General features: G+C 47.2%; 14 protein-coding genes and 2 tRNA genes. 2 read left to right on the forward strand and 14 right to left on the reverse strand.

What is annotated here, in order from left to right; translation table 11 throughout:
• Window positions 1-48 precede the first annotated feature (48 nt).
• Both ubiU and AAA946_RS13040 read left to right on the forward strand, forming a co-directional pair.
• Window positions 49-1,062: a ubiquinone anaerobic biosynthesis protein UbiU gene (gene ubiU / locus AAA946_RS13035; protein ID WP_338165239.1), complete on the forward strand. Its 1,014-nt coding sequence runs from the start codon at window positions 49-51 to the stop codon at window positions 1,060-1,062.
• Window positions 1,063-1,074: 12 nt separating this feature from the next.
• The gene (locus tag AAA946_RS13040; RefSeq protein ID WP_338165240.1) at window positions 1,075-1,953 is read left to right on the forward strand and encodes a U32 family peptidase; all 879 of its coding nucleotides are present in this window, start codon (window positions 1,075-1,077) and stop codon (window positions 1,951-1,953) included.
• Between the two features lie 62 nt (window positions 1,954-2,015).
• On the opposite strand, the gene AAA946_RS13045 is transcribed toward AAA946_RS13040, so the two are convergent.
• The 14 genes from AAA946_RS13045 to glmM all read right to left on the reverse strand — a co-directional run bounded on the left by AAA946_RS13045 (window position 2,016) and on the right by glmM (window position 16,539).
• Window positions 2,016-3,356, reverse strand: coding sequence for an MATE family efflux transporter (locus AAA946_RS13045; protein ID WP_338165241.1), 1,341 nt, complete (start codon window positions 3,354-3,356; stop codon window positions 2,016-2,018).
• 66 nt (window positions 3,357-3,422) lie between these two features.
• A complete protein-coding gene (locus tag AAA946_RS13050; RefSeq protein WP_338165242.1) occupies window positions 3,423-3,833 on the reverse strand; it encodes a MarR family winged helix-turn-helix transcriptional regulator in 411 nt (136 codons plus the stop codon).
• 114 nt (window positions 3,834-3,947) lie between these two features.
• Entirely contained in the window at window positions 3,948-4,883 is a 936-nt protein-coding gene (gene nlpI, locus AAA946_RS13055; RefSeq protein WP_338165243.1) for a lipoprotein NlpI, read from the reverse strand.
• A gap of 171 nt (window positions 4,884-5,054) precedes the next feature.
• Entirely contained in the window at window positions 5,055-7,187 is a 2,133-nt protein-coding gene (gene pnp, locus AAA946_RS13060) for a polyribonucleotide nucleotidyltransferase (protein WP_338165244.1), read from the reverse strand.
• Between the two features lie 343 nt (window positions 7,188-7,530).
• On the reverse strand, window positions 7,531-7,800 hold the full coding sequence (rpsO, locus tag AAA946_RS13065; RefSeq protein ID WP_005380094.1) for a 30S ribosomal protein S15: 270 nt from the start codon (window positions 7,798-7,800) through the stop codon (window positions 7,531-7,533).
• A gap of 117 nt (window positions 7,801-7,917) precedes the next feature.
• Complete coding sequence (gene truB, locus AAA946_RS13070; RefSeq protein WP_338165245.1) at window positions 7,918-8,871, reverse strand: tRNA pseudouridine(55) synthase TruB; 954 nt, start codon at window positions 8,869-8,871, stop codon at window positions 7,918-7,920.
• Window positions 8,871-9,287, reverse strand: a complete 417-nt coding sequence (rbfA, locus tag AAA946_RS13075; protein ID WP_103879120.1) for a 30S ribosome-binding factor RbfA — start codon at window positions 9,285-9,287, stop codon at window positions 8,871-8,873. Before rbfA ends, truB begins: the two co-directional genes overlap by 1 nt.
• A gap of 108 nt (window positions 9,288-9,395) precedes the next feature.
• On the reverse strand, window positions 9,396-12,101 hold the full coding sequence (infB, locus tag AAA946_RS13080) for a translation initiation factor IF-2 (RefSeq protein ID WP_338165246.1): 2,706 nt from the start codon (window positions 12,099-12,101) through the stop codon (window positions 9,396-9,398).
• Window positions 12,102-12,123: 22 nt separating this feature from the next.
• Entirely contained in the window at window positions 12,124-13,611 is a 1,488-nt protein-coding gene (gene nusA, locus AAA946_RS13085; RefSeq protein ID WP_338165247.1) for a transcription termination factor NusA, read from the reverse strand.
• A gap of 33 nt (window positions 13,612-13,644) precedes the next feature.
• The gene (gene rimP, locus AAA946_RS13090) at window positions 13,645-14,100 is read right to left on the reverse strand and encodes a ribosome maturation factor RimP (RefSeq protein WP_338165248.1); all 456 of its coding nucleotides are present in this window, start codon (window positions 14,098-14,100) and stop codon (window positions 13,645-13,647) included.
• Between the two features lie 236 nt (window positions 14,101-14,336).
• Window positions 14,337-14,413: transfer RNA gene (locus AAA946_RS13095), tRNA-Met, on the reverse strand.
• 55 nt (window positions 14,414-14,468) lie between these two features.
• A tRNA-Leu gene (locus tag AAA946_RS13100) sits at window positions 14,469-14,552 on the reverse strand.
• 34 nt (window positions 14,553-14,586) lie between these two features.
• On the reverse strand, window positions 14,587-14,922 hold the full coding sequence (gene secG / locus AAA946_RS13105; RefSeq protein WP_042496574.1) for a preprotein translocase subunit SecG: 336 nt from the start codon (window positions 14,920-14,922) through the stop codon (window positions 14,587-14,589).
• 279 nt (window positions 14,923-15,201) lie between these two features.
• Complete coding sequence (gene glmM / locus AAA946_RS13110; protein WP_338165249.1) at window positions 15,202-16,539, reverse strand: phosphoglucosamine mutase; 1,338 nt, start codon at window positions 16,537-16,539, stop codon at window positions 15,202-15,204.
• Window positions 16,540-16,542 lie beyond the last annotated feature (3 nt).

Genomic DNA, 16,542 nt, shown 5'->3' on the forward strand with positions numbered 1-16,542 from the left:
AACTTTTCATAAAATGCGCTCTACTGACAGAATTATGGTATTGAGCATATGGAACTCTTATGCCCAGCGGGTAACTTACCTGCATTAAAAACGGCAATTGATTGCGGTGCCGACGCCGTCTATATCGGCTTTAAAGACGACACCAATGCCCGTCACTTTGCGGGTCTTAACTTCACTGGTAAGAAGCTTGAGCGCGCGGCTCAATATGTTCACGACCACAACAAGAAACTACACATTGCACTAAACACCTTCGCTCACCCGAATGGATTTGAGCGTTGGACGAATGCCGTCGATCAAGCGGCCGATCTGGGCGTGGATGCGTTGATCGTTGCCGATATCGCTGTACTCGATTACGCCGCGAACAAATATCCGGACCTTGAACTGCACCTTTCAGTTCAAGCCTCAGCGACCAACGTTGCAGCCATCGACTTCTATCACAAGAACTTCAACATCAAACGCGTAGTACTACCGCGCGTGCTGTCGATCCATCAAGTGAAGCAGCTCTCTCGAAACATGACATCTGATGTCGAGTTAGAAGTATTTGCCTTCGGCAGTCTTTGTATTATGTCTGAAGGTCGCTGCTACCTTTCGTCTTACCTCACCGGCGAATCGCCAAACACAGTAGGTGCATGTTCTCCGGCAAAATACGTTCGCTGGCAAGAAACAGAAACCGGTTTAGAATCACGTCTAAATGACATTCTGATTGACCGCTACGCACAAGGTGAAAATGCCGGCTACCCTACTTTGTGTAAGGGACGATTTGAAGCGGAAGTCGATGGTGAGCGTAAGCGCTACCATGCTCTTGAAGAGCCAACCAGCCTGAATACCTTGTCTATGCTACCAGAGCTGTTTGCTGCCAATGTTGCTTCAGTGAAAATTGAAGGCCGTCAACGCAGCCCTGCCTATGTCGAGCAAGTGACTCGTACCTGGCGTGAAGCGATTGATATGTACCAGCGTAATCCAGAGCAATACCAAGTAAAACCAACTTGGGACAGTGCACTGGCGAACGTTTCTGAAGGTACGCAAACAACACTCGGTGCTTACCACCGTAAGTGGCAATAAGGAGCAAATCACATGAAATATGCATTAGGGCCGCTGCTGTACTTTTGGCCAAAGCAAGATGTAGAAAGCTTCTACGAACAAGCAAAATCAAGCTCTGCGGATATCATCTATCTGGGTGAGAGTGTTTGTTCTAAGCGCCGTGAGATGAAACCTGCCCATTGGTTTGATATTGCTAAAGAGCTCAGCGCATCTGGTAAGCAAGTGGTGCTGTCCACTATGGCACTGCTCGAAGCGCCGAGTGAAGTGAATATCATGAAGAAGTACATCGACAACGGTGACTTTGCGATTGAAGCTAATGACGTGTCTGCTATCCAACTTGCCAGTGAAAGCAAGGTGCCATTTGTCGTAGGACCTGCGGTAAATACTTACAACGCTCGCACACTACAATTGTTCGCTAAACAAGGCATGATCCGCTGGTGTATGCCGGTTGAACTGTCCCGAGAGTGGCTGGCGAATGCGATGAACCAAGCTGATGACTTGGGTATCCGTGACCAATTTGAAGTGGAAGTGTTCAGTCATGGCTATCTACCACTGGCCTACTCTGCACGTTGCTTCACCGCTCGTGCCGAAAACCGCGCGAAAGATGACTGCGAAACCTGCTGTATCAAGTACCCTACCGGCCTACAAGTTGAAAGCCAAGAAGGTCAATCCGTATTTAACCTTAACGGTATCCAAACCCAATCTGGCTATCAGTACAACCTGATCAACGATCTGAAATCAATGAATGGTTTGGTTGATGTGGTGCGCCTTAGCCCACTAGGACTGGATACATTTGCCGAAGTGGATCGTTTTAGAGCCAATGAAGATGGCAGCAATCCACAAACGTCACTTGATCGTCAGTGTAATGGTTACTGGCATCAGATTGCTGGCCTCGATATTAAGCAAATCTAAGCAAAAGAGCCTCGCTAATAAGCGGGGCTCTTTTTCAATGGCAAGGTTGTGGTTCAGTGACGTTAAGCCGTTGCCGTCTCATAGCCATTCGCACGCAGCTTGCGAATGTCTCGCCACATCATGACGCCAACCACTAAACTCAACGCGATATTAGACAGTGGATACGCTATCCACACTCCGTTTACTCCCCAAAGTTTTGGCATCGCATAGAGGAATGGTAATTGGATCAGCATGTTCCCTAGCGTCACGAACAGCGCTTTTCGGTTGTGACTGATCGCTTGATAGTAAGCGGCTGCCACAACGATGAACCCATCCAAGAACATAGAGAATAAATGCAAGCGGATACCGACAACCGTGTATTCGATAAGTTGCGGTTCACTGGAGTTAAACACCGATACCGCTTGGTAAGGAAACAGGTTAAGCAAGCCAACAAAAACTGCCCCACCGAGTACGGAGCTGAACATAGCAACGTTGAACAGTTTACGCATATTGTCTTCACGTCGAGCGCCATAGTTGTAGCTCAATAGCGGTTGCATCGCATTAGCAATGCCTTCGGCGATAAGGTAATAGAAAGCGACGATATAACCTAAAATGGCGTACGCCCCCACTAAAGTCATCGAACCATATTGGGCAAACAAAGCATTGTGCAGCGCCACCATGAACGAGCCATAGGCGTACATGAAAAAGCTGGCGGCACCGATGGAGAATATTTTAGGTAACAGCGGCCACTGGAACTTGAAATCACCTAGTGACAGGCGCATTTTCGCTTTTGAGGTAAAGAAATAGCCTACACCCAGCACCGTCACCACCGCTTGAGCAATCGCCGTTGCAAGCGCTGCACCGGTGAGTTCCCAATCGAGAATAGCGATAAACCAGTAATCGAGGACAATATTAATCACGGCGCCAAGCACCATCAAGATAGTCGCCATATTTGGGCTATCGTCGTTCCTCAGCAAAAACGGCACTGCAATTGAGCCGAGTGTAAACACGCCCCCAACAATCAGGATATCAAGGTACTGCATCGCGAGATCGTACATGCGTCCCTGCGCGCCTTGAATAAGGATCATCTTGTCGGCGTACTGCCAAAGTACGACAGCAACCATTGGACTCAAGGCGAGCAAGGCCATTAAACCCGTTGCCAACGCTTGTTTCGCTCCCGCAAGATCACTCTCACCTTGTTTAATAGACGCCAGTGCTCCGGTACCAACACCTATCATCATGCCTAAGCCAAGAATGACACTGATCACTGGCCAAGCAACATTAATGCCTGCCAGTCCATCTCCCCCCATGTATTGGCCGATAAAAATACCGTCCACGACTTGATAAAGACCGTTAACCAGCATGGCTGCAACGGTCGGAACGGCATAACGCCAAAACTGTTGGTAAATTGATTTTTGATTCATAACGCGACTTTACATTGTTATCGTTATTGCTGAATTAGCGGTACGCTGTGCATGACGGGAACCGTACTAACTCAATGCTTTTTCTAATAATTGTTCTAATTGATTGAACTCACTTGCGGAGAGATTGCGTTGTAACTGCTCTGCGACTACACCATAAATTTCGCTCTCCGATGATAAAGGCACGCGTGCTTTTTCGGTGAGCACCACTCGCTTAGCGCGCGCGTCATCACTGCACTGCAAGCGTTCCACTAGGCCTTTCTTTTCTAGACGCTTGACCATATTGGTCGCTGACGGCTTAGAGACATCCAATTGCTTGGCTAAATCGGTCAGACGGATCGGTTCCTCAAAGGCCTGTATGGTTTTTAGGTAATCATACTCATTGAAACTTAAGTGTCCTAAAGGATCTTCTTTACTTACGTTACGCCACACTTTTGCAGTGAGTCGCTCCATTTTTTCCAGATTAGCTTGTATAGACATTCACGAGACTGATTAATTAGCATGGCTAACTATTTTAGTGGCAATATCAATAAACTGCAACGCATAAAAAAACACCAGCCTAGGCTGGTGTTTTTTACGATAGAGAAGATGACGTTAAGCGTCGTTTGGCTCAGCGTTCGCTTGCTCTTCTTGCTGTTTCTTTGCTTCTTCCGCTTGCTGGGCACGAACAATCTCAAAGATCTTAGTTAGCTCAAGGAAGGCGTACTTATGCTCAGCAAAGTCATAGACGTTTTGTGCGATGGCGAGCTTGTACAACGAGACTGCCGTAGGGTAGTCACCATCAATTTGATGGCGCTTAGCAAGATAGAAGTACACTTCTGTCAGGCGCTCAGCAAGTACGTTGTTATCGCGGCTGTTCGCCAAAATTGCTTGGAATGCCTGCTCTTCTGATACTTGGTCTAGCATCAGCGCAACCAAAATCCAGCCCCAATCGTTATTACGAGCTAGGTACTGTTTGTTTAGGGTGATCGCCGCATCCGATGGGCTTGCTTCACGAGAGATGATGTAAAGCCACAGTGCGCGATAAGGATCCGATGGGTTCTCTTGGTAATAACGCGTCATTCCTTCAATCGCGAGAGGGATACGATCGCCGTAGTAAAGTGCGATAGAACGGTTACGAAGTGCGTAAGAATTGCCAGGGTCGAGCTCTAGGCTTGAATCAAACGCTTCATACGCCGAATCAAAATCACCAATCTGAGTGAAGTATTGGCCGACTTGGTTAAACACCACTGGCTGTGCAGGGTTAAGCTGAAGTGATTGGTTGAAATCGAGATGCGCTAAATCACGCATACCTAGGCTATTGAAGTAGGAACCACGCTCAAAGTGCATTTTGGCTCGCACGTCATTATCGAGATCGCTGCGTTGAAGTAGCTGAGTCAGTCTTGCAACCTGTACTTCATATTGAACATTGGCTTGCAAAGGCACGGCCATGGGTGGGTTCAACCATTGCTGGTCTTGCGTTGATGAGTTGGACGCACAACCCGTAACAACGGCAACTAAACTCAATCCTAAGATTCGAAACCACTTCACTATATTCTTCTCCTTATGCCCGCTATCGCAGAGCGTAACCGACGGCTTTTATTTAATTTTTTGCCATGCTGCTCTAATGGTATAGCAGGAATTTTCCTTCGCGCACAAAAAAGGGGGCGATTGCCCCCTCTTTATAGCATGCTTTTAGACGCAATGGTCTAGAAATGCGAATTATTCTGCGTCAGGTGCCGCTTTTTCATTCGCAGCTTCAGCTGGCTGTTCTACCGCTTCTTTCATGCTTAGACGTACACGGCCTTGGCGGTCGATTTCAAGTACTTTAACTTGAACTTCTTGACCTTCTTTCAGGTAGTCAGTCACTTTCTCAACACGCTCTTGAGCGATTTGAGAGATGTGTACTAGACCATCTTTGCCAGGAAGAACCGTTACGAATGCACCGAAGTCTGCTAGACGAGCAACTTTACCCGTGTAGATCTTACCCACTTCAACTTCTGCAGTGATAGCTTCGATACGAGCAATCGCATCTTTCGCTTGGTCACCGTCAGTCGCAGCGATCTTGATAGTACCGTCGTCTTCGATCTCGATAGTCGTACCCGTTTCTTCAGTTAGCTGACGGATAACCGCGCCACCTTTACCGATAACGTCTTTGATCTTGTCTGCGCTGATCTTCATGGTGTGGATACGCGGAGCGAACTCAGAGATATCTTCACGAGCACCAGAGATAGCTTCATCCATTACAGAAAGGATGTGCTTACGTGCACCTTGCGCTTGGTTAAGAGCAATTTGCATGATCTCTTTAGTGATACCTTCGATCTTGATGTCCATTTGAAGTGCTGTGATACCAGTGTTAGTACCCGCTACTTTAAAGTCCATGTCACCTAGGTGGTCTTCGTCACCAAGGATGTCAGAAAGAACAACAAAGTCGTCGCCTTCTTTAACAAGACCCATTGCGATACCCGCAACAGAAGACTTGATTGGAACACCCGCATCCATAAGTGCTAGAGACGTACCACATACAGAAGCCATTGAAGATGAACCGTTAGATTCAGTGATTTCCGATACAACACGAACTGTGTATGGGAATTCTTCAACAGAAGGCATTACTGCTGCGATACCGCGCTTAGCCAGTTTACCGTGACCAATTTCACGACGCTTAGGAGAACCTACAAAACCTGTTTCGCCAACACAGTATGGAGGGAAGTTGTAGTGTAGTAGGAAGTGATCTTTACGCTCACCTGTTAGCTCATCGATGATTTGAGCATCACGCTGCGTACCAAGAGTCGCAGTTACGATTGCCTGAGTTTCACCACGAGTGAACAGTGAAGAACCGTGAGTACGTGGAAGAACGCCAGTGCGTACGTCTAGCGCACGAACCATGTCTTTTTCACGACCATCGATACGTGGGTTACCCGCGATGATGCTGCGACGAACAACTGTCTTCTCTAGATCGTGGAAGATAGTGTGGATTTCTTTAGTGTTCGCTTCTGGATCTTCAGCAAGTAGAACATCGTTCACTTCTGCTGCAATCGCGTGGATGCGATCGTAACGAGCCATCTTCTCAGTGATTTGGTACGCTTCAACAAGCTTAGTTTCTGCTAGCTCAGCGATACGGTTGTTAAGAGTTGTGTTCTCTTCTGGAGCAACCCAATCCCAAGCTGGAGTTGCAACTTCAGCTGCAAACTCGTTGATTGCTTTGATTACAACTTGCTGTTGATCGTGGCCGTAAACCACTGCTGATAGCATCTCTTCTTCTGTTAGGTTGTCTGCTTCAGACTCAACCATAAGAACAGCGCCTTCAGTACCTGCAACGACTAGGTCTAGTTTAGAGTTTTCTAGTTCAGTGTTGCTTGGGTTCAGTACTAGTTGACCATCAATGTGACCAACACGTGCTGCACCGATAGGACCGTTGAACGGGATACCAGAGATAGCAAGAGCAGCTGAAGTACCGATCATTGTTACCATGTCTGGTTGAACGTTCGGGTTTACAGACATTACTGTCGCGATAACCTGAACTTCGTTTTTGAATGCGTCTGGGAATAGTGGACGAATTGGACGGTCGATTAGACGTGCAGTCAGTGTTTCGCCTTCAGAAGGACGACCTTCACGCTTGAAGAAACCACCTGGGATTTTACCTGCCGCGTAAGTACGCTCTTGGTAGTTTACTGTTAGTGGGAAGAAGTCTTGACCTTCAACAGCTTCTTTTTTACCAACAACAGAAACGAATACTGACGTATCGTCCATTGTTACCATTACAGCTGCAGTAGCTTGACGTGCGATAACGCCTGTTTCTAGCGTCACAGTGTGGTTGCCGTATTGGAACGACTTAACAACTGGTTTTTCGAACATTGTATTTCCTTTTTTCTGGAACGAGTCCAGATCATTTGATTGTGCGCTCAATGCATTACAAATCGCGACTAGTTCAAACAAACTTAGCTCTTTGCTATAAGCCGCTAGCTCTAAGCCGCTAAAAGCGAGCAAATGTGCTTGGAATAGTCGCGACCCTGCGGTCGACAAAATGGACTGTAATGTACTGAGCAGATAGTGACTAAACGAATGCGCTTTAAACAACTCAGTTTAGACGGGACGTAGTATAAACTACTTAGTGGAAGTTTTGCCATTAACTAAAGAATTTAGCTAACAAAAAAGGGGCATATAGCCCCTTTTAACAAACTTTCTATGCAGACGCTGATTAGCGACGTAGGCCTAGACGTTTGATTAGGTCTTGGTAGCGAGCTAGGTTTTTACCTTTTAGGTAATCTAGAAGCTTACGACGACGAGAAACCATACGTAGAAGACCACGACGGCTGTGGTGATCGCCTTTGTGTGCTTTGAAGTGACCTTGTAGGTGGTTGATAGAAGCTGTAAGTAGAGCTACTTGAACTTCTGGTGAACCAGTGTCGCCTTCGCCTTGTGCGTATTCTGCAACGATTGCTGCTTTAGTTTCTGCATTCAGAGACATAATTCTCTCCTAATAAGAGTAGGTTTAAAGTTGTAGCAGCCAATCTCTGATTCAGCCGCTACGCGAAGCGCGAATTATAGGGAATAATTCTAGCTAGAGCAAGGAGTATTCGTCGCTCTATTGAGCACTTTCTTCCTCACGGAAAACAACGAGTCGCTTAGGTGCAAGCTTGGCATCGTCATTCATGGCGCCAACACCTATAAACAGACGATCTTCACCCATGGTCATACGCACTGGCGCATCCACTGGCAAACCAGAAACCTGCACCGGTTGACCATGCTGAAGCAAATCACCAAGTTCAGGCGATACATTTACTTCTTGAAGATCTTGTACTGCGCTGTCCATTGGCATCAACAGTGGGTCAAGCAGCTCGCGTGGCTGACGCTCTTCGCGTTTTGCTTGTTCGAATAGCTCGTTAAGCTGCTCTAGGGTCACCATGTTCTCATAAGGGTACTTAGCAACCGCCGTGCGACGCAGCATAGTTACATGCGCGCCACAGCCGAGCATTTCACCGAGATCATCGACGATAGTACGAATGTACGTACCTTTCGAGCAGTGTACTTCCATCTCTACTTCATCACCTTCAAAGCGATGTAGGACGATTTCATACACGGTGATCTTACGTGCTTCGCGCGGCACTTCGATACCTTGGCGAGCGTACTCATAAAGCGGCTTACCTTGATATTTCAATGCTGAGAACATGGACGGCACTTGATCAGACTCACCACGGAACTTGTCGATGCACTCATCAAGAAGCTCTGGAGTGACGTTGATCTCGCGAGTTTCCACGACTTCGCCATCAGAGTCAGAGGTATTAGTGCGCTCACCAAGTTTCGCGATCACGCGGTAGCGCTTGTCTGAATCTAATAGGAATTGCGAGAACTTGGTTGCTTCGCCCAAGCAAATTGGCAGCATGCCCGTTGCTAGCGGGTCAAGAGCACCTGTGTGCCCTGCTTTCTCAGCGAAGTAGATGCGCTTTACTTTTTGCAGTGCATCATTCGATGAGATACCGGTAGGTTTATCTAGAAGGATAACGCCGTTGACTGGACGTCCCTTGCGACGTCTAGCCATTACTGCTCTTCTCCCTCGGCGCCGTTTTCTTCGCTACGACCTGCTTCGTCTTGCTTACGCTTGTCTTCGCTAACCACTTCGCTCACTAGATTAGACATACGCATACCTTCAACCAGTGTGTTGTCGTATTGGAAACGTACTTCTGGTGTTAGACGTAGGCGAATGCGCTTGCCTAGCATCATACGAATGTGCGCTTCGTGCTCACGAAGTGCTGCAATGCTTGATTCCGGGGTTTGCTCACCCACACATAGGAAAGTCACGAATACTTTTGCGTATGCGAGGTCACGAGAGACTTCTACGTCTGAAATCGTCACCATGCCTAGGCGAGAATCGCGAACTTCGCGCTGAAGGATAAGAGCAAGCTCTTTTTGTAGTTGCTGCGCAACACGTTGTGTGCGGCTAAATTCTTTTGACATTTCTTTACTTCCTATAGAAAGAATGGGGGGATGGTAATAACCAGCCCCCCATGGCGTATTCAACAACCATCAATACTCAATTTAGAAACCGAGTAGCGATTTTGTCAATTAGTCTAGAGTACGTTTGATTTCAACGATTTCGAATACTTCGATCTGGTCGCCAACGCGAACATCGTTGTAGTTCTTAACGCCGATACCACACTCGTAACCGTTCTTAACTTCTTGAACGTCATCTTTGAAGCGGCGTAGAGATTCTAGCTCACCTTCGTAGATTACAACGTTATCACGCAGTACGCGGATAGGGTTGTTACGCTTGATAGTACCTTCTGTCACCATACAACCCGCGATTGCGCCAAGTTTTGGAGACTTAAATACGTCACGTACTTCTGCAAGGCCGATGATTTCTTGCTTGAATTCAGGAGCAAGCATACCGCCCATTGCTTGTTTCACTTCGTCAATCAACTGGTAGATGATTGAGTAATAGCGTAGGTCTAGGTTTTCAGTATCTACAGTACGGCGAGCAGAAGCATCAGCACGTACGTTGAAGCCTAGGATGATAGCGTTAGAAGCTGCTGCTAGTACTGCATCAGTTTCTGTAATACCACCAACACCAGAACCAACAATGTTCACTTTAACTTCGTCAGTAGACAGTTTCAGTAGAGAGTCAGAGATTGCTTCTACAGAACCCTGTACGTCCGCTTTCAGTACTACGTTTAGCTCAGCAACGTCACCAGCAGTCATGTTAGAGAACATGTTTTCTAGTTTCGCTTTTTGCTGACGCGCAAGTTTCACGTCACGGAATTTGCCTTGACGGTAGTTTGCTACTTCACGAGCTTTACGCTCATCACGTACAACTGTTGCTTCGTCACCTGATGATGGAACACCAGATAGGCCAAGGATCTCAACTGGGATAGATGGACCGGCTTCAGTCACTTCTTTACCTAGTTCATCACGCATTGCACGTACACGGCCGTATTCTTGACCACAAAGTACGATGTCGCCTTTACGTAGCGTACCAGATTGAACCAGTACAGTAGCAACTGGACCACGGCCTTTATCTAGGAATGATTCTACAACCACACCCGATGCCATGCCGTCAGCAACCGCTGTTAGCTCAAGTACTTCTGATTGAAGTAGGATAGCTTCTAGAAGACCATCGATGTTAGTACCTTGTTTCGCAGAGATGTGAACGAACATGTTCTCACCGCCCCACTCTTCAGGAATAACGTCGTATTGCGCCAGCTCGTTCTTAACGTTGTCTGGGTTCGCGTCTTCTTTATCGATCTTGTTCACTGCAACAATCAGAGGAACACCCGCCGCTTTCGCGTGTTGGATCGCTTCGATTGTTTGTGGCATTACGCCATCGTCTGCAGCTACAACTAGAACAACGATATCTGTCGCTTGAGCACCACGAGCACGCATTGCGGTAAACGCCGCGTGTCCAGGAGTATCAAGGAAAGTGATCATGCCGTTGTCAGTTTCTACGTGGTATGCACCGATGTGCTGGGTAATACCACCCGCTTCGCCAGATGCAACGTGAGTACGACGGATGTAGTCAAGTGTCGATGTCTTACCGTGGTCAACGTGACCCATGATAGTAACAACAGGAGCACGAGATACTGCTTCTGATGTTTCATCACGGTCAGACAGTACTGCTTCTTCCAGTTCGTTCTCTTTACGTAGAACAACTTTGTGACCCATTTCTTCAGCAACTAGCTGTGCAGTTTCTTGGTCGATAACTTGGTTGATAGTCGCCATAGCGCCCATCTTCATCATCACCTTGATAACTTCTGTTGCTTTAACAGACATTTTGCTTGCTAGCTCAGAAACAACGATAGTCTCGCCGATCACAACGTCTTGCTTAGCAACTTGGGCAGTCTTATCGAAGCCGTGTTGCATAGACGTTGGCTTAGCCAATTTGCCTTTTCTACCGCGTTGGTTACGACCGCCACGGCCGCCACGGTTGTCTTCTTGAGCGCTCGCCTTCTTCTTGCGACGACGAGGAGCTTTCTCTTCTTTACGATCTTGAGCATCTTCTGCTTCACGAGCGTAAGTAGATGTTGTCGTGTGGTAATCTGCTTTTTCGTTGTCTTTAGACTTTTTCTCTTCTTCAGACCAGCGAGCGGCGTTCTCTTCCGCTAGTTTGCGAGCTTCTTCAGCTAGACGAGCCGCTTCAGCTTCCGCCTTACGTTGCGCCTCTTCTTCTTGACGACGTTTTAGTTCGTCCGCTTCTTTCTTCGCTTCAGCATTCTTTGCGTTCATTTCTTTCTTGGCCTTTTCCGCTTCTGCGCGCTTAGCAGTATCAACTTCAGGTTGCTCAGCCTCACGTTTAGCTTTTTCCTCTGCTAGACGTTTTTCTTCGGCTTCGCGCTGAGCTTTCTCTTCTGCTTCACGCTGTGCTTTCTCTGCAGCTTCACGTTTGGCTAGCTCTTCGGCTTCACGTTGGGCACGCTCTTCCGCCTCACGATTTGCTGCTTCCTCAGCTTCACGTTTTGCTTGCTCGTCGATCGCACTGCGCTTTACATAAGTGCGCTTCTTGCGCACTTCTACTTGTACATCTTTGCTCTTACCGCCACCGGCAGAAACAGACAGAGTGCTACGAGTTTTACGCTGAAGCGTAAGACGAGTAGGCTCTGACTCACCAGATGTATCACCATGTTCTTTCTTAAGGTGAGTAAGAAGCGTTTGCTTCTCTTCATCATTCACCTGATCGCTTTCTGATTTCTTCAGACCAGCATCAGCAAGTTGTTCAATTAGGCGTTCAACTGGCGTACCAATCTCTTCGCTAAGTGCTTTAACCGTAAGTTTTGTCATGCAACTACCTCCTTGCTGATTATTATTCTTCGTCGCCGAACCAACAGATGTTACGTGCAGCCATGATTAGCTCGCCTGCGCGCTCTTCTGTTAGCCCTTCAATGCCCTCTAGCTCATCGACACCTTGATCTGCAAGGTCTTCAAGAGTAGCTACACCTTTTGCAGCCAGTTTAAATGCCATCTCACGCTCTAGACCTTCTAGTGCTAGTAGGTCTTCAGCTGGCTCAACACCTTCGAATGACTCTTCCTGAGCAAGAGCAAGTGTCGTTAGGGCATCTTTTGCACGGCTACGAAGCTCTTCTACTAGCTCTTCGTTTAAGCCGTCGATTTCTAGAAGTTCATTAACTGGCACATAAGCCACTTCTTCTAGAGTTGAGAAGCCTTCCTCAACAAGCATTTCCGCGAAGTCTTGCTCGATGTCTAGGTGCTTCATAAAGTTTTCGATAGAAGCTGTTGCTTCTTCTTGGTGTTTCTTCTGCAGGTCTGCAACTGTCATTACGTTCAGTTCCCAACCAGTCAGTTGAGATGCTAGACGTACGTTTTGACCGCTACGACCGATAGCTTGCGCTAGGTTGTCTGCTTCAACCGCGATGTCCATTGCGTGAGCATCTTCATCAACGATGATAGAAGCAACGTCAGCTGGTGCCATTGCATTGATAACGAACTGAGCTGGGTTATCGTCCCAAAGAACGATATCGATACGCTCGCCGCCAAGCTCACCAGAAACCGCTTGTACACGTGCACCACGCATACCAACACACGCACCCACTGGGTCGATACGCTTGTCGTTTGTTTTAACAGCGATCTTCGCGCGAGAACCTGGATCGCGTGCTGCGCCTTTCAGCTCGATAAGCTCTTCAGCAATCTCTGGCACTTCCACACGGAATAGCTCAGCTAGCATTTCTGGCTTAGAACGAGTAATGAATAGCTGGAAGCCGCGAGCTTCTGGAGCCACTTTGTACAGTAGACCACGTACACGGTCACCTGGACGGAAGTTTTCACGAGGTAGCTGGTCATCACGTAGGATAACGGCTTCTGCGTTGTTACCAAGGTCTAGGATAATAGTGTCACGGTTAACTTTCTTAACCACACCTGTCACTAGATCGCCTTCGTTGTCGATGAACTGTTCAACGATTTGCGCGCGCTCAGCTTCACGTACCTTCTGTACGATAACTTGCTTAGCCGTTTGCGTGGTGATGCGGTCAAATGTTACTGACTCGATCTGCTCTTCAACGAAGTCACCAAGTTGAATAGACTCGTCGTCGTACTGTGCCGCTTCGATAGAAATTTCTTTCGTTGGGAATTCAACTTCTTCTACTGCCATCCAGCGACGGAAGGTTTCGAATTCACCTGTTTTGCGGTCAATGGCAACACGCACATCGATTTCGATTTCGTGTTTTTTCTTAGAAGAGGTTGCTAGTGCAATCTCTAGCGCTTCAAAAATACGCTCACGAGGAACAGCTTTCTCGTTAGAAACTGCTTCTACTACCGCTAAAATTTCTTTACTCATTTATCTAGCCTCTAAGCTTTTATTATTAGGGACCTAAAATTTAGGGATAAGGTTAGCTTTGGAAATGTTGCTTAGCGCCATTTCTTCTTCGTTACCATCGGCAAGGATGGTCACTGTCTCGCCATCAATGGATTGGATAGTACCTTTCCACTTACGACGGTTGCCGACAGCCATTTTCAACACGATGCTGACCTCGTGACCAATAAACTGTTGGTAATGTGCTGCTTTGAAAAGTGGTCTTTCTAGTCCTGGTGAAGACACCTCTAGGTTATAAGCCACCGTAATTGGGTCTTCGACATCCATTACTGCACTTACCTGATGACTTACTTCTGCGCAAGCATCAACAGTAATACCATTTTCATGGTCGATATAGATTCGAAGGGTAGAATGCTCACCTGCACGGATGAACTCTAAACCAACAAGCTCGTAGCCAATTGCCTCTACAGGCGCTTCGAGCAATTCTGTAAGTTGTCTTTCTAAACCAGTCATTTAACCACTCCAGAAACAAAAAAAGGGCATATAGCCCAATTTAAATTCCAAGCACTTGTATTTGCTGCCTTTTAAAAAGCGCAAATAACAAAAAACCCCGAAAGTCGGGGTTTTTTGTTGCTGGACCCTGATCATCGAGAAAAAGTAACACCCTAAAAAGATAGTTGGTGTTTTCTCGATGTGCAGTGATTTTTTCACACTGCTAAACTTGCAATCCATCAACACTTAGAAAGTATTGGTTGCGGGGGCCGGATTTGAACCGACGACCTTCGGGTTATGAGCCCGACGAGCTACCAAGCTGCTCCACCCCGCGTCCGACTTGCTGAGCATTATACGCTCACCAAACTGTATTACAAGTTTATAAATAATGGTGCCGAGAGAGGGACTCGAACCCTCACACCAAAGGCACTAGCACCTCATGCTAGCGTGTCTACCAATTTCACCATCTCGGCATCTAAGTAATTCGATTCGTTAAAAACGATTCACTTATTGAGGGATTTCGTCGCTGTTTTCAGCTGGAACATCACTCGCTGTATCAGCTGCTTGCTCAATCACTTGACCTTGAGTAGGGTCAACCCATTGAGACTCACCTTTGTGAGTGTACATGTTGCCAAGTACTAAGCTGATAACAAAAAATACGATTGCAAAAATTGCAGTCATTCGGGTTAGGAAATTTCCTGAGCCACTAGCACCAAACACTGTGTTTGAAGCGCCAGCACCGAATGAGGCTCCCATATCTGCGCCTTTACCTTGTTGAATCAACACTAGGCCAATAACACCGAGCGCAGCCAACAGGTAAATCACAAGTAGAACTTGAATCATGTGTCCACCTATGTTCCTAATTGTTGAGCCAGCGCTGCTTTCCTTGCTGAACGCATTGAAAACCTGGCTATGGCCTCCTAAGTGAAGGCGGTGGCAATACTAGCGAATGCCGCACTGACTGACAAGAGAAAAATGACAAAAATCTTTCGCCGAGCAACTGAACGCTCAAAAAAAGGGCAAAAGAACAAATACCGATAAGAATAAGCGAGTAATCATATAAAAAATAAGCAAGAACCAAAAGAACTAATTTGGTTCTTGCTCATACTAAATAGTCGTTACTTAGCAGTTTTCTTTCACGATATCAGCAATATATTGTGCCGACTCGTTCACAAGAGCATCATCCTCACCTTCTACCATCACTCGTAGTAGAGGCTCAGTGCCGGATTTGCGAAGCAGTACACGGCCTTTCTCGCCAAGATCAGCCTCAGCTTTCGCAACGGCTTGCTTAACCGCTTCGGCTTCTAGTGGGTTTGCATCACCACTAAAGCGAACGTTAATCAGCACCTGAGGGTATAAAGTCATACCGCTAGCAAGCTCATTGAGTGACATTTTGGCATCAATCACTGAAGCAAGTACTTGCAGCGCAGCGACAATCGCATCACCGGTTGTCACTTTATCCAGCAGAATAACGTGACCAGAGTTTTCTGCGCCAATACGCCAGTCTCGCTCAAGCAGTTGCTCCATAACGTAGCGGTCACCCACAGCGGCACGCACAAATGGTATACCAAGCTGCTTAAGGCCATTCTCCATACCAAGGTTGGTCATGAGAGTACCAACAACGCCACCTTTTAACTCACCACGGCGAAGCGCGTCACGAGCAATAATGTAAGCAATTTGGTCGCCGTCCACTTTGTTGCCTAGGTGATCGACCATGATGATGCGGTCGCCGTCACCATCAAAAGCAAGACCAAGAGCGGCATTCTCTTCAACCACTTTAGCTTGTAGAGCACGCACATCTGTCGCCCCCACTTCTGCGTTGATGTTGGTACCGTCTGGGTCCACACCAATAGCAACAACATCAGCACCTAGCTCTTTAAACACTGAAGGTGCAATTTTGTATGTCGCACCATGCGCACAATCGATAACAATTTTTAGGCCTGCAAGGCTCAAGTCGTGCGGGAAAGTACTCTTACAAAACTCAATATAACGGCCTGCTGCGTCATTAAGACGGCTGGCTTTACCAAGCTCTGAAGACTCAACACACTCAATGTCTTTATCCAGCTCTTCTTCAATCGCAAGCTCAATAGCGTCAGGCAGTTTTGTGCCCTCTGACGAGAAGAACTTAATGCCATTGTCATAATATGGGTTGTGTGAAGCCGAGATCACAATACCCGCTTCCGCACGGAACGTCTGGGTAAGGTACGCCACTGCCGGCGTTGGCAATGGACCAGTAAAAATTGCCTTAAGACCCGCAGCAGAAAGGCCGGCTTCGAGAGCCGATTCCAGCATGTAACCAGAGATACGCGTGTCCTTGCCGATAATCACTTTCTTAGTGCCTTGCTTTGCAAGTACACGTCCAGCAGCCCAGCCTAGCTTAAGTACGAAGTCGGGTGTGATCGGGTACTGACCCACTTTTCCACGAACACCATCGGTACCAAAATAACGTCGTTGTGACATTCT

Source organism: Vibrio sp. 10N (assembly GCF_036245475.1).
Taxonomy (GTDB): Bacteria; Pseudomonadota; Gammaproteobacteria; order Enterobacterales; family Vibrionaceae; genus Vibrio.

Coding starts and splice junctions, on each gene's coding strand:
- AAA946_RS13050 (WP_338165242.1), bottom strand. CDS start 3,833: ATGTCTATACAAGCTAATCTGGAAAAAATGGAGCGACTCACTGCAAAA.
- secG (WP_042496574.1), bottom strand. CDS start 14,922: ATGATTCAAGTTCTACTTGTGATTTACCTGTTGGCTGCGCTCGGTGTT.
- rbfA (WP_103879120.1), bottom strand. CDS start 9,287: ATGTCAAAAGAATTTAGCCGCACACAACGTGTTGCGCAGCAACTACAA.
- ubiU (WP_338165239.1), top strand. CDS start 49: ATGGAACTCTTATGCCCAGCGGGTAACTTACCTGCATTAAAAACGGCA.
- AAA946_RS13045 (WP_338165241.1), bottom strand. CDS start 3,356: ATGAATCAAAAATCAATTTACCAACAGTTTTGGCGTTATGCCGTTCCG.
- rimP (WP_338165248.1), bottom strand. CDS start 14,100: ATGACTGGTTTAGAAAGACAACTTACAGAATTGCTCGAAGCGCCTGTA.
- infB (WP_338165246.1), bottom strand. CDS start 12,101: ATGACAAAACTTACGGTTAAAGCACTTAGCGAAGAGATTGGTACGCCA.
- truB (WP_338165245.1), bottom strand. CDS start 8,871: ATGGCTAGACGTCGCAAGGGACGTCCAGTCAACGGCGTTATCCTTCTA.
- nusA (WP_338165247.1), bottom strand. CDS start 13,611: ATGAGTAAAGAAATTTTAGCGGTAGTAGAAGCAGTTTCTAACGAGAAA.
- rpsO (WP_005380094.1), bottom strand. CDS start 7,800: ATGTCTCTGAATGCAGAAACTAAAGCAGCAATCGTTGCAGAATACGCA.
- pnp (WP_338165244.1), bottom strand. CDS start 7,187: ATGTTCGAAAAACCAGTTGTTAAGTCGTTCCAATACGGCAACCACACT.
- glmM (WP_338165249.1), bottom strand. CDS start 16,539: ATGTCACAACGACGTTATTTTGGTACCGATGGTGTTCGTGGAAAAGTG.
- AAA946_RS13040 (WP_338165240.1), top strand. CDS start 1,075: ATGAAATATGCATTAGGGCCGCTGCTGTACTTTTGGCCAAAGCAAGAT.